The 21,041-nt window shown below is 47.3% G+C and carries 20 protein-coding genes; 6 read left to right on the forward strand and 14 right to left on the reverse strand.

Annotated features, from left to right (window positions below):
- Positions 1 to 93: 93 nt before the first annotated feature.
- The 3 genes from ACK2WI_RS17625 to ACK2WI_RS17635 all read right to left on the reverse strand — a co-directional run bounded on the left by ACK2WI_RS17625 (position 94) and on the right by ACK2WI_RS17635 (position 2,096).
- Positions 94 to 315: a hypothetical protein gene (locus ACK2WI_RS17625; protein ID WP_093099393.1), complete on the reverse strand. Its 222-nt coding sequence runs from the start codon at positions 313 to 315 to the stop codon at positions 94 to 96.
- Between the two features lie 253 nt (positions 316 to 568).
- On the reverse strand, positions 569 to 760 hold the full coding sequence (locus ACK2WI_RS17630) for a cold-shock protein (RefSeq protein ID WP_409151783.1): 192 nt from the start codon (positions 758 to 760) through the stop codon (positions 569 to 571).
- Positions 761 to 1,034: 274 nt separating this feature from the next.
- Positions 1,035 to 2,096 carry a fatty acid desaturase family protein gene (locus tag ACK2WI_RS17635; RefSeq protein ID WP_409151784.1) on the reverse strand — a complete coding sequence of 354 codons (1,062 nt, stop codon included), beginning with the start codon at positions 2,094 to 2,096 and terminating at the stop codon, positions 1,035 to 1,037.
- A gap of 642 nt (positions 2,097 to 2,738) precedes the next feature.
- Here ACK2WI_RS17635 and ACK2WI_RS17640 point away from each other — a divergent pair.
- Positions 2,739 to 2,942: a DUF6965 family protein gene (locus ACK2WI_RS17640; protein WP_409151785.1), complete on the forward strand. Its 204-nt coding sequence runs from the start codon at positions 2,739 to 2,741 to the stop codon at positions 2,940 to 2,942.
- A 439-nt stretch (positions 2,943 to 3,381) separates the two neighbouring features.
- Here the strand turns inward: ACK2WI_RS17640 and ACK2WI_RS17645 are convergent, their stop codons facing one another.
- Entirely contained in the window at positions 3,382 to 3,810 is a 429-nt protein-coding gene (locus ACK2WI_RS17645) for a DUF6088 family protein (RefSeq protein WP_409151786.1), read from the reverse strand.
- Positions 3,811 to 3,991: 181 nt separating this feature from the next.
- Here ACK2WI_RS17645 and ACK2WI_RS17650 point away from each other — a divergent pair, with 181 nt between their 5' ends.
- Complete coding sequence (locus ACK2WI_RS17650; RefSeq protein ID WP_409151787.1) at positions 3,992 to 4,372, forward strand: hypothetical protein; 381 nt, start codon at positions 3,992 to 3,994, stop codon at positions 4,370 to 4,372.
- A 48-nt stretch (positions 4,373 to 4,420) separates the two neighbouring features.
- On the forward strand, positions 4,421 to 4,636 hold the full coding sequence (locus tag ACK2WI_RS17655) for a hypothetical protein (protein ID WP_409151788.1): 216 nt from the start codon (positions 4,421 to 4,423) through the stop codon (positions 4,634 to 4,636).
- A 1-nt stretch (position 4,637) separates the two neighbouring features.
- On the opposite strand, the gene ACK2WI_RS17660 is transcribed toward ACK2WI_RS17655, so the two are convergent.
- From ACK2WI_RS17660 to cphA, 5 genes are all read right to left on the reverse strand, one after another.
- Positions 4,638 to 6,470 carry a Xaa-Pro dipeptidyl-peptidase gene (locus tag ACK2WI_RS17660; protein WP_409151789.1) on the reverse strand — a complete coding sequence of 611 codons (1,833 nt, stop codon included), beginning with the start codon at positions 6,468 to 6,470 and terminating at the stop codon, positions 4,638 to 4,640.
- Positions 6,471 to 7,447: 977 nt separating this feature from the next.
- Positions 7,448 to 8,962, reverse strand: coding sequence for an FAD-dependent oxidoreductase (locus ACK2WI_RS17665; RefSeq protein ID WP_409151790.1), 1,515 nt, complete (start codon positions 8,960 to 8,962; stop codon positions 7,448 to 7,450).
- 173 nt (positions 8,963 to 9,135) lie between these two features.
- A complete protein-coding gene (locus tag ACK2WI_RS17670; protein WP_409151791.1) occupies positions 9,136 to 10,041 on the reverse strand; it encodes an isoaspartyl peptidase/L-asparaginase family protein in 906 nt (301 codons plus the stop codon).
- Between the two features lie 2 nt (positions 10,042 to 10,043).
- Entirely contained in the window at positions 10,044 to 10,928 is an 885-nt protein-coding gene (locus ACK2WI_RS17675) for a cyanophycinase (RefSeq protein ID WP_409151792.1), read from the reverse strand.
- Positions 10,885 to 13,512 (reverse strand): cyanophycin synthetase, encoded by a 2,628-nt coding sequence (cphA, locus tag ACK2WI_RS17680; RefSeq protein ID WP_409151793.1) that lies wholly within the window; start codon positions 13,510 to 13,512, stop codon positions 10,885 to 10,887. Before cphA ends, ACK2WI_RS17675 begins: the two co-directional genes overlap by 44 nt.
- Before the next feature lie 571 nt (positions 13,513 to 14,083).
- Here cphA and ACK2WI_RS17685 point away from each other — a divergent pair.
- Complete coding sequence (locus tag ACK2WI_RS17685; RefSeq protein ID WP_409151794.1) at positions 14,084 to 14,380, forward strand: hypothetical protein; 297 nt, start codon at positions 14,084 to 14,086, stop codon at positions 14,378 to 14,380.
- A 315-nt stretch (positions 14,381 to 14,695) separates the two neighbouring features.
- On the opposite strand, the gene ybeY is transcribed toward ACK2WI_RS17685, so the two are convergent.
- Together ybeY and ruvX are read right to left on the reverse strand one after the other, a co-directional pair.
- Entirely contained in the window at positions 14,696 to 15,130 is a 435-nt protein-coding gene (gene ybeY / locus ACK2WI_RS17690) for an rRNA maturation RNase YbeY (RefSeq protein ID WP_409151795.1), read from the reverse strand.
- 1 nt (position 15,131) lies between these two features.
- A complete protein-coding gene (gene ruvX, locus ACK2WI_RS17695; RefSeq protein WP_409151796.1) occupies positions 15,132 to 15,545 on the reverse strand; it encodes a Holliday junction resolvase RuvX in 414 nt (137 codons plus the stop codon).
- Positions 15,546 to 15,643: 98 nt separating this feature from the next.
- Here ruvX and def point away from each other — a divergent pair, with 98 nt between their 5' ends.
- Positions 15,644 to 16,864: a peptide deformylase gene (gene def / locus ACK2WI_RS17700; RefSeq protein ID WP_409151797.1), complete on the forward strand. Its 1,221-nt coding sequence runs from the start codon at positions 15,644 to 15,646 to the stop codon at positions 16,862 to 16,864.
- Between the two features lie 91 nt (positions 16,865 to 16,955).
- Entirely contained in the window at positions 16,956 to 17,612 is a 657-nt protein-coding gene (locus ACK2WI_RS17705) for a response regulator (protein WP_409151798.1), read from the forward strand.
- Here ACK2WI_RS17705 and ACK2WI_RS17710 read toward each other — a convergent pair.
- From ACK2WI_RS17710 to dnaG, 3 genes are all read right to left on the reverse strand, one after another.
- Positions 17,609 to 18,661 carry a glutaminyl-peptide cyclotransferase gene (locus tag ACK2WI_RS17710; protein WP_409151799.1) on the reverse strand — a complete coding sequence of 351 codons (1,053 nt, stop codon included), beginning with the start codon at positions 18,659 to 18,661 and terminating at the stop codon, positions 17,609 to 17,611. The genes ACK2WI_RS17705 and ACK2WI_RS17710 overlap by 4 nt on opposite strands.
- Before the next feature lies 1 nt (position 18,662).
- Positions 18,663 to 18,893, reverse strand: coding sequence for a YraN family protein (locus ACK2WI_RS17715; protein WP_409151800.1), 231 nt, complete (start codon positions 18,891 to 18,893; stop codon positions 18,663 to 18,665).
- A gap of 119 nt (positions 18,894 to 19,012) precedes the next feature.
- A complete protein-coding gene (gene dnaG, locus ACK2WI_RS17720) occupies positions 19,013 to 20,995 on the reverse strand; it encodes a DNA primase (RefSeq protein ID WP_409151801.1) in 1,983 nt (660 codons plus the stop codon).
- Positions 20,996 to 21,041: the final 46 nt, after the last annotated feature.

Consider the following 21,041-nt stretch of genomic DNA (forward strand, 5'->3'; position numbering starts at 1 on the left):
CAACGCAGTTTTTTTGTATCGCAACTTTTGGATTTATTAACCATAATCAAAATATTCTTGATCGAATAAATCTATAATTGAATATTTGGTTTTCTAATCTTTCGACTTTTTAAGAATTTTCAATTCTCTTTCTAAAAGTCGCGGCCATTCTTTTAAAGAGTCCTTCATAAACTGTTCTCCCTGTTTTTCACCTAGGAGCTCTGACATTTTATTTGCCTGTGCCTGAAGGTGTTTTAGGAATTTTTTATTTGGCTCCTTAAATTGGGTTTTTATTGATATATCCTTTTTATTTTGTTGTCGTTCTTTCTTTTTCATATATAAGCCAAAACTACCTATAAATAATTTATCATATATAACAAAATACAAATCCAAAACGTGCTTAAACTGCAAAAAGGTTGTTGTATGAAGGAAAATATTGCATTGGGGATGTTTCCGAGAGCAGATCCTGAAATATTTTTGAATAACTTTTTCACTCTTGATTAACACATACAGCTTGATAGCTTTGTTTTTAAAAAAAATGGCCTTAACATAAGTTAAAGCCAAACAATTATTAACAAATGGAGTATTTTTAAGCTACACGAACATTTATGGCGTTCATTCCTTTCTGTCCGCTTTCAACATCAAAAATAACATCGTCATTTTCTCTAATGTTTTCCCTTAAGCCCGTACTGTGTACGAAAAGGTCCTGTCCGCCATCATTTGGTGTAATAAACCCAAAACCCTTGGTGTTGTTGAAGAATTTTACTTTTCCTTCTTGCATTGTAATAAAAATTAATTAAAAAATCTGTTGGGGCCTATGGCCGTTCCTTTTGAAACCTAAAGTTTCAATAATCATTCTGTCGACAAGGAAAGGATGTTTTGTAAAAGAGGTTGAAGGAGTCCAATCTCAAATAGTTTCTGCATCGTTTAGATGGTAACAAATTAGCAGCTGAAAATGCGAAACTAAAAAAGATAGATTAACTGATCGGTTTCAGAAAGCGTAGGCAGAGCCTGATTATAATCAAAGGTAACAAAAATTAATTATAATCCTAATTTTATTTTCGCATTGATCTAATAACCTTAAAATGCGAGTTAAATGCCGCCCAAAAAGTTGGGTATTCATTGTATATGATCCCATACTCCTTGCATGTCGCTTTGACGATCCTGTTCAGTTCAGGATAATGGATATGGCTTATTTTCGGGAAAAGGTGATGCTCTACCTGGAAATTAAGCCCGCCCAACAACCATGTCAGGAATGTACTGTCTGTTGCAAAGTTCGAAGTCGATTGGAGCTGGTGCACCATCCATTCGTCCTCCACCCTGTGGTTTTCAATGGTCTTGAAATCGGTAATTGACACTACATGGGCAAGTTGGAAGACCGTAGCCAAACATATCCCACATACCATACTTGCAACCAATAACCCTATGAGAGTAGGTATAAAACCCACAAAGATGATCGGTACAATAATAAAAACAACTATGTGGAGTAACTTGCTGATCCAGAAAATTACCTTTTCCTTCCTCGGGATCGAAATTTTCGAAGAATGGAGGCTTAATCTTTGCCTAAAAAACTTTTCATAATCCTGATAAAAGATCCAAGCAAGATAAGAAATCGAATAGAGCAGAATAAAATAGAGATGCTGAAACCGATGGTGCTTCCTTATGGGCTGGTCGTGATGGATGCGCATGAATTTGATCTCGATATCATGGTCCTCGCCATCTATATTGGTATAGGTATGATGTGCAATGTTGTGCTTCAGCTTCCAAAGGTAAATATTGCCTCCCAAAAGGTTCAGGGTGTATGACAGTACGGAATTAATATGCCTGTTTTCTGAAAAGGTATTATGGCCGGCATCATGCATGATGTTAAATCCGATTGCGGCCAGATTTACACCCAATAACATGCACAGAATGATCCCTATCAACCAATGTGGCTGGATAAATATCAAAGTTATATATATCACTACTAAACTGGAAAGGAGCAGAATCGCTTTAATCGTCAATTTTCTATTGCCTGACTTCTTTAACTTATTCTTAATGAAATATTCGTTGATTTTATTTTTAAGCGTCCTAGAAAAGGACGTGTTTTCCTTAGAAAATTTTATTTTGGTACTCATTCCTCTTGCACAATGCAAATTAGTTCTTATTATCTAAACCAGCATCTAAAATAAAAAATATTTGATTCCTCCCAAAATTTAATATCTAAATAATAATTACCATAAACTTGACATAGATTTCTAAAACAAGTTCGTACAATCCAAGGATTCCAATTGGATTATTAAAAAAGTGGAATAGTATCCCAAACAAAATTATCTTATCGGTTATTTGGACATTGCAAACAAGTAATATTTATATTAAAAACCCCAGGCCGTCTATCTTATTATGGTAGGCGGTTTTTTTATCCAATTCTCCTATTGGTTTGTTCCTATGAAGTAGGGTGCCCGCAATACCCAGGTTTTTGTATTGATATTTACCAGTATTTTCGTAGTTACTGGGGATTTTTTTCAAACTATTATCAATCTCGTATGTTCGATGTATAAGAACAATTAATATAGTGGTTTACTAAATTGGGATTCCCCGTTTCGTCATGGTCTCGGGGAATTCTTAAGAGCATTTTGAAACTCGATTGTTATTTCATCATAATTGGATAAACGGAGGGTAGCATCTGTTGATATTATAGGTTTAGTATCTTTTATATCCAGTTACCATAAAAAATCCACTCATTCGACAATTTTGAGGGGATTTTTTATTTTTGCCGGATGACATTAGATGAATTAAGGAGAGAATTGCTAAACAGGCAATATGAGGACAACATCAGGATAGCTCCGCACATGGTAGTGTGCAATGTCGAGAGGTTCCTGGCAAAACAGTTCAGGGACTGTGACAACTGGAAAAAGGAAATTGAGAAATGCCCAAGCTATGACAGGTTGATTCTCTTTTATGAAACTGTTAAAAATTCTTAAAACACTTGACCTGAAATCCTACCCTTATTAAATTTGAAAGGAGATTCACCTATCGATATATATTTAAAATATCCCCTGACACCATGTGTCAGGGGATATTTTAACGGGCTGCTAATTAGTTTTTCCATAAAATTTCATCTCAATATCCCGATCTTATGTTTAGATTGGGATTTTTTTTTCAATGAAAAAGCCACTGGTTAGAGTGGCAATGTTTATCATTTATTTTCCTTACTGGTCATTTTGGTAAAAATTTCATGCAATTCTTTTTGCATTTCATCTGGCATATTGGATGATTTTAAAAATCCGAATCCAACACTATAATTAGTCCATTGCAAGAGATAGTGCTTATGCACATTGTCTCCTTCACCATCTTTAGAATTTTCATCAAACCAATGTTGGTGCTTGTTTTGAAAATCATTAGCCGATTCTTCAAAATTGTTTAAGAAGGTATGTTCTCCCTGTTGATTAAGTTCAGCTGTTTTATAAAACCAATGGAATAACGTTCCCTTTTAAAGCTTGGTCTAACGTTATTTTTTCCTATCTGGATGGTATTACTGACCTGCGTGGTTAACCCAAAGGTATTAAAAACACTGAGCCCGGTTAAATAGCCTACGATCTTTCCGTTTTCCTCTAACAGATCCTTTACTACCTGCGTCTGTGCCGGGAGTAATTCTCCAAAAACAGACTTCTCAGGTTTATAAAATTTCCCTTTTGATATCTTATTAATCTTTCCTTTAGACACAAGTCTATTCAATGCTTTGATAACGGCTTCCTTATTGCTCACGGGCACATCAAAATCATTATAGGTAAAAACATAACCAACAGGAAGTCTGTCAAGTTTATTTAACACTATATCAGTTACTTTCAAAACATTTTAATTTTATTCAAGAAAAATTAAAGTCCAGTTATTTATTAAAAAAACTGGACAAAATAAATATTTTTACCCGTGCATGAATTATATAGTTTATAGAAGTGATTTGAAATAAAATATAAATCCAGTTATTCCTCAAGTAGAAAAGATTAAAAGTACTTCTCAGAAGAACTTTAACGTGAAATGGATCCGTCCGATTGGACTCGGCCCTTTTGACTACAGCCGGCCCAACAGGACCAACGGGCTATGGCTTAGCGAAGGACTTACGCTCAATTATGAGAACATAGTCCTAAAGGGCGCCGGTCTCATTGGACCTGCCCAGGTCCTTGAAGACTGGAAGAACACCATCCAGGGATATGAGAACAATGCTGGAAGGAAAAAAAACAGACCCTTGCCCAGTCGAGCTGGAACACCTGGGAGGACGACCCTTTTGGACAGCGCGGAGAAACTATCTCCTTTTATGAAAAGGGTCCGAAAATCGGAATGTTCCTTGACATTGCTATCCGCAATGCCAGTAAGAACGAGAGGTCGCTCAATAATGATGAGGGCACTCTACTAAAACTTCTATAAGGAAAAAGATAGAGGGGCAACGGAATCTGAAATAAAAATGACCTGCGAGAGCAACGCAGGTCAGAATCTTGATGGGATCTTCAATTATATTCAGAATTTGGACGATCTGGATTATCAGAAATATCTTTCCATGGCTGGGATCCAATTTCAGAAGACCAATAATTCTGATGGCAAGAGCAGTGTAAAGCTATCCATTCAACCAATACTATCGACCTTACAGAAGAAGATCTTGAGCGATATTTTTGGCTATTGATTTAATTTACCGCATCTTCAAATGCCTGGACTCCGCCTACCACAGGCAGGGTCAAACTGGTTCCGTTTAGATCAAGAGTGAGTTCTGTTCCGGCCTCTGGCCATAGGGTAAACTCTTGATCAGAGGAGAATATCATCAGCCCGATCTTTTGTCCTGCAGGAATGATCTGGTCATCGGGCTGCAGGTCGAAAGCCAGATCATAGAACTTGCCTGGTTTCAGCGGACTGCTTTTGGACAATGACTCATAGTTTTGCGGGTCAGCCCAACCACGGGTAATGATGTTATCCGTGATCTTCACTCCCTTTCCCTTTTCCCAAGGCAGAGCAACTAACCAAACCGATAGGTTCGCTGCCGGTTTACTGCTTGCTAAGCGGACATTGATCCGGGTCAAACCGGAAATATGCAGGTCTTTGGTCAGTTTTGGACTCAGATAAAGCAATCTATGCTTGGATGTTTCTAATTGTGCCAATGAATCACCGGTAAGGGACACATCATCAACCAAAGTCTCTTTTACTCTTCCCGATTTCTGGATGGTCGACAAGCTACCATGTTTAGGAGCACCTGCATCTAGATAAAGTTTCACATTGGATGCTGCCGGGTTTGGATAATCGGCATAGGCGGTAGGGTTGAACTGTCTGTCATTTTCACGTACGATCCAAGCCCTAGGGTCTTTTTCAACTCCATTTTGATCACCATATAAATAGCGGGTAAACCAACGGTTCATGATTTTCATGGGTGGAGGACCGCCGTGGCCTTCTTGATGGTAATAGATCTGGGTCGGAATGCCCAATTCCTTAGCTGCTTTATAGATCCTATAGCTATGCTCAGGCATTACATTCCAGTCGTTGAATCCATGGGACATCAATAGGGCTGCTTTCATTCCTGACATTTGGTTCAGATAATCGCGTCCTTTCCAGAAATCATTATAGTCACCAGATTCACGGTCCAGCCCGTTTGCCATTTCTGTATCTCGGATTACTTTATTGCCATAAGCTCGCTTAGCTTCATCACCACTATGTACAAAATCGTATAATACATCGATATCTTCACCCAAATAGCCTCCGGGACTGCGAACCAGTCCATTGGAACGATAATAATGGTAATAAGAAGTATTAGGTGCAATGGGAATAATGGCTTTTAGGCCTTCCACACCTGTTGTTGCTGCGGCCAAAGGTAGCGTACCGTTAAAGGAAGTTCCGGTCATACCTACCTTTCCGGTTGACCAATAGGCCTTCACCTTCTCGTTTCCATCGCGGCTGGTATAGCCGTTTTCCTTTCCAGACAGCCATTCGATAACGGCTTTCGGGGCGAGGGCTTCATTCGGGCCGCCTATGGTCGGCGAACCATCAGATAATCCAGTTCCAGGCGATGAAGAATGCACAACGATGAAACCACGTTTTACCCATTCACGAATAAGGCTATTGGAAATGACAGGTCTTTCACCCGTTCTCTTTACCTCGGGGTGAACCCTTGCCGTCGGGGCCTTCTCTCCTAGCTCATGCTCCACATTCCACATGATCCCATCGACCATCTGTGCCGTTCCGGCATAGTATGGACTGGTTTCGTAGATGACAGGGAGTCTAAGGTTTTCGGTTTCTGTCTGGAACGGGCGGGTCACATCGACGTGCATCCTGTCAGGTTTCCCATCTCCATCGGTGTCAAACTCAGTTTCCACCCAAAGGTCCTCGCGGATCCATTTATCTGGAGTATCGAACCCTTCTACGATCTGGGCTTCGCCTTCTTTGATGACGGGCACCGTCTGCGCAAAAAGTACAGATGTACTAGCCAAAAACCAGGCAGAAAGAAGTATGGAAGCGAAAAATTTATTTGCCATTGGAATAATTATGTGAATTAGATCTACGGAAAAAACTACCGGAGCCCCGGTCTTCCTACAATAATAAACATTTTCTCACTAAATCTATAACCCACCAATTGATACCGGTATCTTTCCCATAGTTGCTGCCGAACCATAGAGGTACCTAACTGTGGGCTCAAGGCCGTTTTGTGTACGCTGGTCAGTTAAGTTTACAGAAAGGATAGGGACATTCAGGCACCATGCCGTGTGCGCGGGAAACCACCTGAGTTCCATAATTAGTTCTTATTAGAAAAATTCATCTGTTTTGCCCCAATTATAAAAATCGTACCGCTCAAATTCAATCAAGAGGAAGCTCTGATCTTCCGTATGGTCCCCCGATACGGCCCTTGAGGTGATGAAGGGAAGGAATGAGATCTACACTTGACCCCAAATTTCCGGAGATTTTCCATAAATCTACCTTTTCCCGATTTGGGGCTTGCCCGATATTGGCGTGCACTCGCCCCATGAGGGTTATGGCGTACAATACAGGATCGGTCAAATATTTGCGAAGATACCTTCTGTGCCCCAATTTGCCCATTCAGCGAAAAGTGCATGGAGTCTCAGTATTCCACAGGCCTTCTGAATTTCAAACTACGGCCACGTTCTGCCCTTGGTTTAAGTTACCCATGGGAAATGTCTCCATCATGGTGGAGATTGCCGTTTCAACTTTATCATGTAAATTATTGGAAGGAACATACTCGCTGGTATTCCCTTATCTGCTAGGGCCCTGTGGCTTAATACTCTCGCTATAATCCGGTAATGGTGACCAAACAGGAGAAAGGTCAATTGTACAGGCCACATTTCCGGCAAAGGGCGCAGCGACCCCAGGATCCTTAGGGAATTCCAAGGTCCCCCGCAATCAAGCTTTGGGCCAGACCTGCACCGAGCTTAAGTTCGACCGACGGGACCTCTCAGGCATTGTTTTAAGTTATGTCCACATGGATGCCTCCAATGGTCTATTCATCCCCAATAGGTTCAAGGCCGGAGGTCGATGGGCCGTTAAGGAGCCCGCCGTTTACATCGAACCGGGAACCGTGGCACGGACAGTCCCATGAAAGCTCAGCATTGTTCCAGCGGACTTCACAATTTGCATGTGGGCAGGTACTCTTCACTACGTGCAGCTTACCGCTCTTTTCAGCAAATACAGCATAGGAATGTCCTTCGAGGCGTACGACCCTGGCCTCGCCCGCACCGATATCGGCCAGTGAACGTACCCGGTCCATCCCTATCTTGTCCCCGACCATATCCTTTACCACGGTAGCATTTTCCTTTATGAGGTTTGCGAACCCAGCAGTGGGCTTGAACCTTTTTGGATCGAAGAGTTTCTCGAACCTACTTGCCCCATCGGTGATCAGCTCGGCAATGATCTTTGCTGACAGCGTGCCGAATGTCATACCGTTCCCTCGGAAACCCGTCGCGACATAGACGCGCCCTTCGCTGGCGGGGAGAACTCCGATCGATGGAAGGCCATCAGCGGGCTCGAAATACTGGCTGGACCAGGCATACTCGATCCGATCTATCTGGAAATATTCCCTGCAATGGTTCTCAAGGCGAGAAAAACAGGCACCAGTATCATCACTGTGGCCCGTCTTGTGATCCTCCCCACCGGCAATGATCATTTTCTTGCCGTCTATCTCATGGACGCGATAATAATGGTATGGCTCACCGAGATCATATCCAAGTGTTTCGGGCAACGCACCGTCCTTCAGCGTGAATGCGATCACATAGCTCCGGTATGGTGCGCACGTAAAATGTAGGAGGCTGATCCCGGGAGGGGTATGGGTGGCAAAGACAGCATTTTTTGCGCGGATCTCTCCAAGGCTTGTCTGGAGAACCACCCCATCGGCAGTCTCAGTGAAAGAACTGCAAATGCAGTTCTCCGCCAGGGCACCTCCATTGTCGATAAATATATCTGCCAATGCCCTTATGTACTTAATGGGATGGAACTGTCCCTGATCGGGAATCGAGACAGCCTTTTTAAATTCAAAGGGGTATTCGATGGCCTCCGTATATTCCATCCCATAGCCGATGCTCCTTGCCCCTTCGACTATATCCTCCAATTGCTCAGCTTGCCGGTCATCCAAGGCAAAAAGTTCAGCCGTTTTGCGCTGAAAGTCGCAATCGATCCCATATTGCACGATATTGGATTCGACGTTCCGCAATGCCTCCCTGCCCCCCTCGGCAAGCATGCGGGCATTCTCCACGCCGAACTTGTCGATGGCATAGCTGAAGGTCGTGTCAAAAAAATCGTTAAGGTGTGCCGTGGTCCCGCCGGTGGTCCCAAAACCGATGTTATGGGCCTCCAGCACAAGGCACTTTAATCCCCTGAGCTGAAGTTGGTGTGCAGTTGATATACCGGTAATGCCCCCGCCCACGATGACTGCATCGAACTCAGTTTCCCTATTGAAAATGGTCCCGTACCATTTTACTTCATTCTGCCACGCGCTCTTTCGCGCTCCGTCTCTGAACATATCTTTGGATTTGGATGAAATGATTTTTTACTGTTACTAGAACAAACCTTAAGGTATTTGGTTGGGTCCTGCGGAAAATATCTTCCTAAACCCTTGTGGGAAGTGCGCTTTGCAGAACAAGGGCCCAGATTTCCTGTGTCCCTGAAAGGACCTCACCCCTGCATTCTGAGCGCTCAGTAGATGCCTGCCGTTATCCCCCGACCATCGGCCCAGGCCCTGAACATCCTCTCACTGTTGTATGAGATACCTATCTCACCGCCCTGGTCTATACAGATCACGCCCATGTCAGCTTGCCGTGCCCTATGCCTGTGGACGGCAGTTTGGCAGTGCTGCTGGACATTTCCCTGGTCTTTGCAATATGCCTGGAATATGCTCAGTGCCGTGAACTCTCTCATCAGGAATTCACCATCGCCCGTGCCCGAAACGGCACATGCCCCGTTTTGGGCGTAACAGCCGGCTCCGATGATACAGCTATCTCCGACCCTTCCCTTTAGCCGGCCCGTTATCCCCCCGGTGGAGGTCCCGGAGGCAAGGTCGCCATGGGCATCGAGCGCTACGGCTCCCACTGTGCCGCGGTTCGGAACGGACCAGGGATCCACCTGAGAGGCACGAAACTCCTGCCATTCCCTTAGGCGCTCCCTGACCAGGAAAAAGTCGGGTGCCTCCACTACCGCCCCGAACTGCCGCGCCAGGTCATCGGCCCCACTCCCCGAGATCAGCATATGGCCGGTCCTTTCCATCACCAGGGAAGCGACCAGGATCGGATTCCTGGCTTCGGTTATTGAGCAGACCGCTCCGGAATCCCCCGTCCGGCCATCCATGAGGCAGGCGTCCATCTCGACCCGGCCCTGGAAATTGAGCGCAGAACCTCTCCCCGCATTGAAAAGTGGGTCATCCTCTAATAACGATATCACCGTCCTGACCACATCGACGGCCGTGCAGCCCTCGCCAAGGAGTTCATATCCCCTTTCCGCATATTGGAGGAGGTGCTCCCTGTAAGCCTCTTCATTTTCGATGATATATTTCGATAAAGGTCCGGCACCCCCGTGGAGGGCGAGCGCAATTCTCTTCCGTGCCATACCTACCCCCTTCCCTTCCTGCAATCCAGGTCCCTTTCCTGAAGGTCTATGCTGCATCCATTGAGCAGCATATGGACTTGGATATCGCGTGCATAGACCGATTCGCTTGGATCTGCTTCCTCGGCATTGGTCTCCCTTACGCCTGAACAATCGATCATTACCACCATCCCGTTACCGATACAGGTGGCCTTACGGCCGCCTTCAATTAACAGGGCCGTGTCTTCTCCCAGTCCCAATCCAAGGTAACGGGGATTCAGTAGCAGTGAGCGTGCGAGCCTTACGAACCTGCCCCTTTCCACAAAGTGTGTATCCACGACGCAGTGGTCGACAATTCCCAGTCCCGGTCCTAGCCTTATTGGGCTGCAGTTCGGGTTTTCTGAATTCCCGCCACCCATGATCATTGTAGAGGACAGGACCATCGCGCCAGCACTGGTCCCGGCCACGGTAAAGCCCTTTTGGTCCCTGTACTTTTCCTCAATCGTGCCCCAGGGGGTGCTGCCGCCCAGGATGGCGGCCAGTTTTGCCTGGTCTCCCCCCGTCAGGAAAACAACCTCTGCATCGCCTATCCGGTCTGACCATTCCTTGGAAGATACACCGGACCTATCGGAAGCGTGCAGGAACCCTACGTTGCTGAAACCGATCTCCCCGAAGGTACGCTCGTAGGTCTCTGCAACCTCTTTGGGGACCCCTGAAGCACAGGTCAATACCTCTATCCTTCCTTCCTTTCTGTCGGAAGGGAGCAACTGGCTCAGGATTTCGTAGCGTGAACTGCTGTCCACAGAGCGCTCCGGGTGCGTGTTACCTACCCTTTCCTCGGCTCCGCCGATGAGCATGATCTTTCCTTTAGGTCCCATATTCCCGACCTCCTTCTCTGGCAGATAACTCATTCTTTACTATTTCGAGCGTGCCACGGCTGTCATCACTGCTGATGAAGAGTAGACCTCCTTCTTCAAGGGCATCCAGGGCGCGCCTGATGGCCTTTCCCTCTTCCATTTCTATGACCACTTCCTTTTCTGGATCCTGTGCCCTTATGCCCCTGAGCAGAAGTTCTATAATTTCCAGTGGCTCCCGTCCCCTGCAGTCACTGTCCGTACGGAGCACTAGTTTGTCGAAGATCTGCGCACAGATAGTGCCTATCTCGGCTATGTCCCCATCCCTGCGGTCCCCGGTGGCCGTGATGACTCCTGTTTTCCTGCAAGGCCCGATCCGGGCAAGGTATTTCCCCAGTTCGCGGTAACCATGGGAATTGTGGGCATAGTCCACCATTAAGGTGCTTGACCCCACCTGGAATGTATTCATCCTCCCAATGTTCATTTTCTCATCGGGACAGAAGGTACTGAGACCATCCCTTATTGCATGGACTGGGATTTCCGATGCCCTGGCGGCCAGTACGGCAGCAAGGCAGTTCTGGACCATGCAATCGAACTTTCCGTCCATTGTTAGGGGGATTTTGCTCACCTCGGCTATTTTCTGGAGCTCGCCATTCCAGCCCAGTGTCAGCCAGCCCTCCCCTACAAATGCAACTGCCCCTCCCGCGGAGAAATGCTCCATGATCAAAGGGGATCTCTCCAATCCAAAATATCCAACCGCGCAGCTGAGGCCCTCGGCCATTTTGCGCACCAATGGGTCATCGGCATTGAGGACGGCAAGTCCGTCCGGCTGAGTCGTTTCCAGGACGGTCCCCTTCACCCGGGCCAGCGTATCCAGGTCATCGATGCCGTCCAGGCCTAGGTGGTCCTCAGCAATGTTGGTGAGAATGCTCACCTTGCAACTGTCGAAGCCCAGTCCCGCCCTCAAGATCCCGCCCCTGGCGCACTCAAGGACCGCATACCCCACCAAGGGGTCAGAGAGGACGGTCGCAGCGCTCTGCGGACCGCTACAGTCACCTTCGGTTATGCACTGGCCATCGATGAAGATCCCTTCTGTCGTTGTGCAGCCTGTTTTTTTACCGGCCGTCCGAGCTATGTGCGCCAGCAGCCCTACGGTGGACGTCTTGCCGTTGGTTCCCGTCACGGCCACGATGGGGATCCTGAAAGGGACCCCAGGAGGAAAGAGCATATCGACAACCTCCATCCCTACGTCCCTTGCACGTCCCTTGGAAGGGTGGGTGTGCATCCTGAACCCCGGAGCGGCATTGATCTCTATGATCGCCCCGTTCTCCCCTCCAATGGGATGACAGATGTCCCTGGCAACCAGGTCAATCCCACAGATATCAAGGCCCATTACCCTTGCTGCCCTCTCGGCCATCGCCCTTGTGGCCGGAAGGACCAGGTGCGTCACGTCCTCGGATGTTCCGCCCGTAGACAGATTGGCCGTATATTTCAGCAGGAGCCTGGTGCCCAGGGCAAGGACACTGTCCATATCCAGTCCGTTTTCCTCCAGGATGCCCAGTGTCTGGTGGTCCACTTCGATCCTGGTGAGGGTACATTCATGTCCTTCCCCCCGGTTGGGATCGGAATTTTCGGCCTCGATGAGTTCCCCTACGGTGGAACGCCCGTCACCGATGATATGGGCAGGTGTCCTTCGCGCGGCCGCCACCAACCTGTAGCCAATTACCAGCAAGCGATAGTCCTCACCCCGGATGTGCTTTTCAACGACCACATCTGCAGAATGGTTCTGGGCCTTTTCAAAGGCGCTCCTTGCTGCCGGAAGATCGACCACGTGGGAGCTAACGCCCCTACCGTGGTTGCCGTCCAGTGGCTTGATGGCAACTGGATAGCCCAACCGGTCTATGGCCCCCTCAAGATCCGATATGCCGCTTATCACCGTCCCGATGGGTACTGGTAGGTGATTGGCCCCAAGGACCTGTTTGGCGAGATGCTTGTCCTGGACCGTTTCGACCGCCATACTGCTTGTGCTGTCGGCCATTGTCGCGCGTATCCGTCTCTGGTTCTTTCCATGCCCAAGCATCACCAATGAATGTCCGTCGAGACGCCTCCATGGGATGCCGCGCTTTTTGGCGGCATCCACAATTGCCTGGGTGCTGGGCCCCATCCTTTCCCCACGGCCGATCCGGGCCAGCTGTTCCAGGCAGGACTCCAGGTCGAAGGGAAGCCCCTTGGCCAGGCTATCGGCGAGCCTGACGGCAGCCTCAGCGGCAAAGATGCCCGCTTTGGGGTACATATAGGAGAAGACAACGTTGTACACCCCCTCCCTACCGGTGGACCTGGTCCTACCGAACCCGCACTCCATGGAGGCCAGGCACTGGAGCTCCAGGGCAATGTGTTCGACGATATGTCCGATCCAGGTACCGTCCAGCATCCTGTGGAGGAACCCTCCCGCCCTTTCCATGGAGCAGCGGTGGCCATAGAGTGATGGAATGAGCCTGAAGAGCCTTTCGGTGAAGCCTTCTATCTGGTTACTTGGTAGCGTTTCGTACTCTCCGATGTCCAATCGCATCTGTATGAGTTCGGTCCGTCTTATGGACCAGCGGTTTGGCCCCCTGAGGACCTTTATTTCTTGGATTTCCATGTTATGTTTATTAGTGAACAAGCGGACTGCCAGAAAAGCCTGGTCCAAAATACCCTTTCTTTCAGCGCGATATCTCCTGGCAAGGGGAAAAATACCTGAAAGGTGGTGCTGCTGACATCCTTTGCCGGAATGGATGCCCCAACCGTGCCTTATCCACTTCACCCGGCCTGGGATCGATCCCTTATATCATTTTGGTCAGGCAAAAACAATCGATCCGTGTTGCCAAACATTATGGACGGCCCCCTGAGATTTTTGGAAAGTCCAAAGAACGGATAGGGGGGGAAAGGGCAATCAGAGAATCACCCCGGGGCTAGCGGGCGGGGCCCTTTTAGGAAAAGAAGCAGGTCATGATGGGGGAAAAATAGTATAGGTGCAAGGTCCTGAAGTGCAGCTGGCCTTAAGCATAAGGGAATGGATATGTTTCCCCCAGGCCGTTCCGGCAGGAAAGGAAGCTTACGGGTCTTCACGGACGTAATTTTCGGGCGCGGTCCTAAAGGGTCGGTCCCGGCCTGGTCCCGAGGTCTGCGTGCCATTGCAGGGGGTTCCAGGGAATTGGCAATAAAGGTGCAATATGATGCATTCATTTGTTTCCGCCCGGCTGACCGTCCTTTGGCCCCCCGGTGGGAGCGAGTCTCAAGATAAAGCAGGGGGTACGGAATTTACGTGCATTGCATCCGGCATTGAAAAGATAGAGGTGAAGAAAAAACTGTCGGGTGGTGGACCCGAGGAAATGGTAGGTTCCGCAATATCGGGCACTTGCCAACTGATCCTGGAACTATTATCGAAAAAAAATGACGCTTTTGTAAAAAATAGGGCAGGATATGGCCCATTGGCTTTCTGGGGCGATATGCCGGGGCCGTTTTCCTGATAGTGGAGTATGCCCCTAGGAGGATGGTGCGGTTGGGCAAAACGGTCAGCTGTCCAGGCGGACCGGGGGAGAACGGGGCAGTGTTTAACGGTAGCGGGTACAGGGGCACTCACCCTCTTGGGCCCAAAAGGTCAAAAGAGCGCGAACGGGCAGCCGGAAACCAACCGGAGAGGAACCGTAAGAGGTCCTAGGGGTCACCGGGCGTACCCTGCACAGTGCATCCCTAGGGGAAAACAGGAATGGACGGAGTGGCACCATTTACTGTAGCGGGGCTGCGCCATTGCAGTGGCCGCCCGCAGCCCCTGCACTGGCGCCTCAGAACTCCCTCCTTGAAAGGTAATGGTCCTCTTTTTGTGTCATCAATGCCTTTTCCTGTCTTCCCTTGTCTCCATAGCCGCACAGGTGGAGGATTCCGTGGATGATGACGCGGTGGAGCTCGTCGCGTTCGGAAACATTGAATTTCCTGGCATTCTCTATGGTCCTTTCCACTGAAATAAAGATATCTCCAGCAATGACACCTTCATCTTCTGAAGAATCAAAGGTCACGATATCCGTAAAGGTGTCATGGTCAAGGTATTGCCTGTTGATTTCCAGGAGATAGGCATCCGAGCATAGAACAAAGCTCAGCTCCCCTACCCGCCTGAAACCTTCTGCCCTGATCGTTGCGCCAATCCACTGCCTAACCTTTTGTTTTTCCTTGATCGTAAAATCGATGTCCTCGGAAAAAAACTGAATGTCCCTTAATGCCATATTAATAAGATTTGCTATCCATATAAGTCTGCAGGATCAATACTGCCGAAACTTTATCGATCAACCCCTTATCCTGTCTTTTGCTTTTTTTCATTCCAGACTGTGCAATCGTCCTGGAAGCGATCTTGGAAGTGAACCTTTCATCCACTTCGACAATCGGGATATCGGGATAGGTTTTGCGGAGCTTCCTGCTGAAACCTACCACATGTTGGTCAGATTCGGAAGCAGTTCCGTCCAATTGCTTTGGTTTGCCAATGACGAAGGTTTCTACCTGTTCCCCGGAAAGGTAATCGGACAGGAATTTCCAGATTCCTTCGGGATGGATGGTGGTCAATGGGCTTGCAATGATCTGCATGCTGTCGGAAACAGCAATCCCGATTCTCTTGGTCCCATAATCAAACGCCATTATTCTCATGTCTCTGCAATTTTCACAAAATTACGATTAAACTTTAGATTAGCCATATCCGATAATCGCAAAATATCTATACATTTGATAGATATTAATTCAAAAAAATGAAAGCACTTATCTACTTCATCAGCTTCTTTGGTCCGGTAATATTAATGGCCCAATCTTTGGAACAGGAAATTCAGTCCTATAGGGACAAACAGATCCAGGAAATGGTGAAGGACGAGTTTGGCCCATTAAGAAAGGATCAGGTTGAATTTGTGAGCTTCTATCCTGCAAAGCAAGACTATGTAGTGACAGCATCAGTAGAGCAGCTTTTCAATGAACCTACCTTCAGGATGCCCACTTATGATGGCACCTCCAACGAGTACAAGCGCTTTGGATTCTTGAATTTTGAATTGAACGGGAAGAAATATAAGCTAACGGCTTATCAAAGTGTTGCACTGTTCCAGAATGCGACCTATAAAAACCACCTTTTCGTGCCTTTCATGGACAATTCGACAGGAGAGACCACCTATGAAGGCGGTCGATATCTGGACCTGAGCATTGCCGATATCAAGGATGGAAAGATCAAGGTCGATTTCAACAGGGCATACAACCCTTACTGTGCCTACAGCAATGGATACCGGTGCCCTCAGCCACCCAAGGACAATATTTTGAATGTGGCCATAGAAGCTGGGGAGAAAAAGTACAAAGGACCTAAAAACGAAAGGAACGTGAACAAGAGCACGGCTAAGAACTTCAATGATTTTGAGAAATCTTTGATCAATGGGGCTGATGCAAACAGCCAGATGCATGTATACCAGGTTACAGATGAAAAGGAACTGGCAGTATTAAAGAAACCATCGGAGGACATCAAATTTGATGATCCCCTGCTGGATAAACTTGCCGCCAGGATGCTGCTTACGGTCAAAGACCCGCAACATACAGGTGTAGGGATAGCTGGTCCGCAGGTAGGGATCAACAAAAATGTTATTTGGGTCCAGCGATTCGACAAGAAAGATGAACCTTTCGAATTCTATCTGAACCCTAAGATCATCTGGCGCTCGAAGCTAACCCGCCAAGGTACCGAAGGATGCCTTTCCATTCCTGATCTGAGGCAGGATGTAAAGCGCAGCTATGCCATTAAATTGCAGCACATTGATCGCCATGGGAACGTGAAAGAGGAATTGATCGAAGGTTTTACGGCTGTTATCTTCCAGCATGAGGTGGACCATCTCTACGGAATTCTGTTCCCGGACCGCATGGAAGAGGCGAAAAAGGCAGAATTTGAGCCATTGAGAGATAAAGTGGAGTTCTTGATCCAGAAAGGGAGTATCAGGCCTTAATTGTGGAATAAGATCTCTGTACCCGTAAACAGGGATATTTCAAATTGACCATTTTTTTTGCTGAAAACTTGGTTATCTTTAGGATCATTGTTTGACAACTTTCCTAAAGACCATGTACAATCCAGCCTATAGCATAGCTATTGTCGATGATCACTCGCTAATCCTACAAGGGTTGGTCAGCCTCTTGGACCGCATAAAATCCTATGAGGTGGCCGCAACATTTACCAAGGGTTCTGAATTACTGGAATTCCTTGGAACCGACCCTGTGGACATTGTTCTCCTGGATATTTCACTTCCTGATATTAATGGGATCGACCTATGCCTGGAGATAAAGCGGATCGCTCCGACTGTGATCATCCTGGGCCTGAGCAACCATACCGAGCGCAGCGTGATCCTGCAGCTCATGCAGAATGGGGCATCAGGCTACCTGCTCAAGAACATCGATATCGTGGAATTGGAGAAATGCCTGGACCAAGCCGTGAACAAACAGATGGTATTCAGCTCCGCGGTACAGGAGATCATTGCCAATCCGATAGGTTCAGACCTGCCTTTGCTGCCCAAGCTCACCAAAAGGGAGACCGAGATCCTGAAACTGATCGCATTGGGGAATACCTCAGCACAGATTGCCGAGGAACTGTTTTTGTCCCCGCTCACCATCGAGACCCATAGGAAAAGGATGATGAGCAAGTTCAAAGCTAAAAACATGATGTCACTGATCAAGATAACGACGGAGCACAGATTGATCTAGCGCTCCCTTAAGCGGACCTCGAACAACTTGCTCCAGTGCTTTCCGGTTACCAATAAGGTCCTGCTGTCCGGTCTATAGGCAATACCGTTCATCTCATTGTCGTAAGGAGCGCGGTTATCGCTGTACAGGCCAACAAAGTTGATCCTGCCCTCAACGACGCCCGTTGTGGGATCGATGATGACCATTTCATCCCTGTCCCCGTAATAGAGATTTGCATAGACCTTGCCATCGATGAATTCCAGTTCATTTAGTTTTTCTACGGGACCGTTATCATCAAAAACAGCAATGGAACCTGTTTCAGCCAATGTCGCTGGATCTAGGAAATACAGTTTATTGGAACCGTCGGATTTAATGAACTGTTTACCATCGTAGGTCAGTCCCCAGCCTTCCTTGCTGTTCTGGTAATCAAAGGATTTCAAAAGCTTGAACGTGTTCTTGTTATAAACATGGCCTTTGTTGTTCTGCCAGGTCAATACATACATGTCATTTCCCACGACCGTCATCCCCTCTCCGAATTCATCAGCAGCGAGATCGGCTTTCTGTAGGACTTTACCAGTTGCCAATTCAACTTTCCTAAGGGTAGATTCGCCTAATTGGCCGGTGGTTTCATATAATGTTCCGTTTTCGAAGAATAGCCCTTGGGTAAAGGCTCCTTGATCGTGCGGATAGGTATTTACCACTTCAAAAGCGTATTGCTTTGGAGCGGGCGGAACGACCAAGACTTCGCTGTATGCGATATCCTCTTTGCCCCCGGAATACACCTTTGCACTCAATCTTTTATTTCCATAGCTATAGGAACCGGTATCAAACACGACCGCTGTTGTGTCGGTTTTACGGTCAAAGATATCACCATCCACCGAATAGACCACTGAGTCTACCGAAGCGTCAGGAAATTTCAACTTCACTTGCACCTTCTCCCCTTTCAGGACCTTGCTGTTATTGGTCGGGTTTACAAATTCAACCTTGCTTTGTTGGGTCTTACAACCGATGACCAAGGAAATGGAAAGGATAGTTAGTGCCTGAATGCTAAGCTTTAGTTTCTTATTCATATTAATAATTCCAAAATGCGTCTTTTATATATGTTGATTTTCCGTCTATAAAGGTAATGACATCAAACCTGATTTCTCCACGATGATCTTTTTGCATGATATAGGCTTCTGCGGCCCTACTCAGTCTATTTTGTTTTTGTGAATTGATCATATCCCTTTCGGTTCCAAACGCCGAAGAAGACCTTACTTTCACTTCTACAGATACCACAACGTCATTATCATGGGCGATCATATCTACCTATAGATCTTTATGTCGACAACTTAATTCAAAAATCTGGAAACCAATCTTTTTTATAAATAAAACCGTCATTTCTTCACCTTTTGTTCAAGGGTCCTTGCGGTCTATCATATCTACTTAACGATGGTGTTCCCTAAAAAATCGCCCAATAACTTCTCTCCTTCTTTGAGCTTCTGATATTTAGCGATCAGGACCAGCATATCATCAGGGTCCTTACATGTCTTAAGTTCTTCCCTGATCCTATGCATCTCCTGTTCGATCTTATTCTTCTTTACTCTATAGATCAATTGATTGACCAGGTCTTTCAACTGATCTTTCTCCTCGGGAACAAAGATCTTACGCTTATCGTCGTTCCAGTTAGGGCTGATCTCGTATTTTGTGGCTATGCTGTCGACCGCTAGCCTGGAGACTTCCTCGTCCTCATGGGAGAAAAAGAATTTGGCTTCCGGTACTTCAAAGCTTTCAGCTTGCTTTTTAAACTCTTCTATAATCTTGCTGCTGGCCTTGTCCTCAAATCTGACATCGTCCATGCTCGCCAATAGATATGGGGCAACTGGAATATCGCCATCCCCTTCCCAGACAACCAGCTCACGCCCATAATTTAGTAACACACGCACGAGTTCCCTTTCCATCAGGATTTCGGATGTAATCTGCTGGATCTGGGGTTCCGGAGTCGTGATTCCCTCGGCCGCCATCGCAGCCAACATCTCCGCAGGGATAAAATCATCCGTTGGGTAATCTGGGCCAGGTCCAGAAGCCGCACTAGAAGCCTTTCTATCCTTGGCCTTGTTCCGGTCCATCCGGATTTTATTAAGTTCGGTAAGCAGCACGCGTTCCTCGATATCCAACAATCCGCTACATTGACGGATATAAACAGAGACCTTGATCTCATCTGGGATCAGGGCAATACTGTTTACGACCTCCCGGATAACTTCCGCTCGTTTGATGGGGTCTTCCCCTGCATCACGCAGAAGGATATTGGTCTTATAGAAGACGAAATCTTCCTGATGTTTATCGATATGGTCCCTGAAGGCCGAGGCTCCAAACTTTTGCACATAGGAATCCGGGTCATTGCCATCGGGAAATAGCAGGACCTTGACGTTCAGTCCCTCTTCCAATAGCATATCGGTCCCGCGTAGGGAAGCCTTGATCCCCGCCTCGTCACCATCGTAAAGGATAACGACATTTTTTGTGTAGCGGGATATCAGCTTTATCTGCCCTGTGGTGAGGGAGGTCCCTGAAGAGGAAACGACATTTTCCACTCCTGCCTGGTGACAGGAGAGCACATCGGCATAACCTTCCACCAAATAACACACATCATGTTCTGAAATCGATTTCTTGGCGAGGTGCAGGCCGTACAGGACGCTGGATTTATGGTAGATTTCGGACTCCGGGGAGTTCACGTACTTAGGGACGTTCTTATCGGTCTTTAGGGTCCTGCCTCCAAAACCGATCACCCGACCGGTCAGGTTATGGATCGGGAAGATGACCCTGCCCCGGAAGCGATCATATAGCGACTTATCATCCCGCTCAACCGCGAGTCCGACCTCTGCTAGGTATTCTTTACTGAACCCTTCTGTCAAGGCTGCATCGACCAAACTTGTCCAGGCTTCTGGCGAATAGCCCAGGTCGAACTTCTGTATGGTCTCATCCCGATATCCACGTTCGCGGAAATAACTCAGGCCAATGCTCTTGCCCAGGTCGGTTTCCCAAAGTTGGGTTTTGAAGTACTTCCCAGCCCACTGGCTCAGGACGTATAGACTTTCCCTTTTATCCTGGGCTGCAAGCTGTGCTGGACTGCGCTCAACCTCTTCGATAGGAATATTGTATTTATTGGCCAAGTACCGGATGGCCTCTGGATAGGCATACTTCTCATGCTCCATCACGAACTTCAGGGAATCCCCCCCGGCCCCGCACCCGAAGCACTTGTAGATCCCCTTTGAGACCGATACGTGGAAGGAAGGGGTCTTCTCGTTGTGGAAGGGACAGTTCCCGATAAGGGAGGTGCCCCTCTTCTTGAGATCGACAAAATCCCCGACCACCTCATCTATCCGAGCTGCGTCAAGTACTTTCTCTATGGTCTCTTTTTTGATCATGCCAGAACAAATATAGCAATACTCGGACTTAATTCCCTAACACATG

Origin of the sequence: Sphingobacterium sp. BS-2, from assembly GCF_046161205.1 — a bacterium.
Classification (GTDB): Bacteria; Bacteroidota; Bacteroidia; order Sphingobacteriales; family Sphingobacteriaceae; genus Sphingobacterium; species Sphingobacterium mizutaii.

Coding starts and splice junctions, on each gene's coding strand:
- ACK2WI_RS17625 (WP_093099393.1), bottom strand. CDS start 315: ATGAAAAAGAAAGAACGACAACAAAATAAAAAGGATATATCAATAAAA.
- ACK2WI_RS17630 (WP_409151783.1), bottom strand. CDS start 760: ATGCAAGAAGGAAAAGTAAAATTCTTCAACAACACCAAGGGTTTTGGG.
- ACK2WI_RS17635 (WP_409151784.1), bottom strand. CDS start 2,096: ATGAGTACCAAAATAAAATTTTCTAAGGAAAACACGTCCTTTTCTAGG.
- ACK2WI_RS17640 (WP_409151785.1), top strand. CDS start 2,739: ATGACATTAGATGAATTAAGGAGAGAATTGCTAAACAGGCAATATGAG.
- ACK2WI_RS17655 (WP_409151788.1), top strand. CDS start 4,421: ATGACCTGCGAGAGCAACGCAGGTCAGAATCTTGATGGGATCTTCAAT.
- ACK2WI_RS17660 (WP_409151789.1), bottom strand. CDS start 6,470: ATGGCAAATAAATTTTTCGCTTCCATACTTCTTTCTGCCTGGTTTTTG.
- ACK2WI_RS17665 (WP_409151790.1), bottom strand. CDS start 8,962: ATGTTCAGAGACGGAGCGCGAAAGAGCGCGTGGCAGAATGAAGTAAAA.
- ACK2WI_RS17670 (WP_409151791.1), bottom strand. CDS start 10,041: ATGGCACGGAAGAGAATTGCGCTCGCCCTCCACGGGGGTGCCGGACCT.
- ACK2WI_RS17675 (WP_409151792.1), bottom strand. CDS start 10,928: ATGAGTTATCTGCCAGAGAAGGAGGTCGGGAATATGGGACCTAAAGGA.
- cphA (WP_409151793.1), bottom strand. CDS start 13,512: ATGGAAATCCAAGAAATAAAGGTCCTCAGGGGGCCAAACCGCTGGTCC.
- ACK2WI_RS17685 (WP_409151794.1), top strand. CDS start 14,084: ATGATGCATTCATTTGTTTCCGCCCGGCTGACCGTCCTTTGGCCCCCC.
- ybeY (WP_409151795.1), bottom strand. CDS start 15,130: ATGGCATTAAGGGACATTCAGTTTTTTTCCGAGGACATCGATTTTACG.
- ruvX (WP_409151796.1), bottom strand. CDS start 15,545: ATGAGAATAATGGCGTTTGATTATGGGACCAAGAGAATCGGGATTGCT.
- def (WP_409151797.1), top strand. CDS start 15,644: ATGAAAGCACTTATCTACTTCATCAGCTTCTTTGGTCCGGTAATATTA.
- ACK2WI_RS17710 (WP_409151799.1), bottom strand. CDS start 18,661: ATGAATAAGAAACTAAAGCTTAGCATTCAGGCACTAACTATCCTTTCC.
- ACK2WI_RS17715 (WP_409151800.1), bottom strand. CDS start 18,893: ATGATCGCCCATGATAATGACGTTGTGGTATCTGTAGAAGTGAAAGTA.
- dnaG (WP_409151801.1), bottom strand. CDS start 20,995: ATGATCAAAAAAGAGACCATAGAGAAAGTACTTGACGCAGCTCGGATA.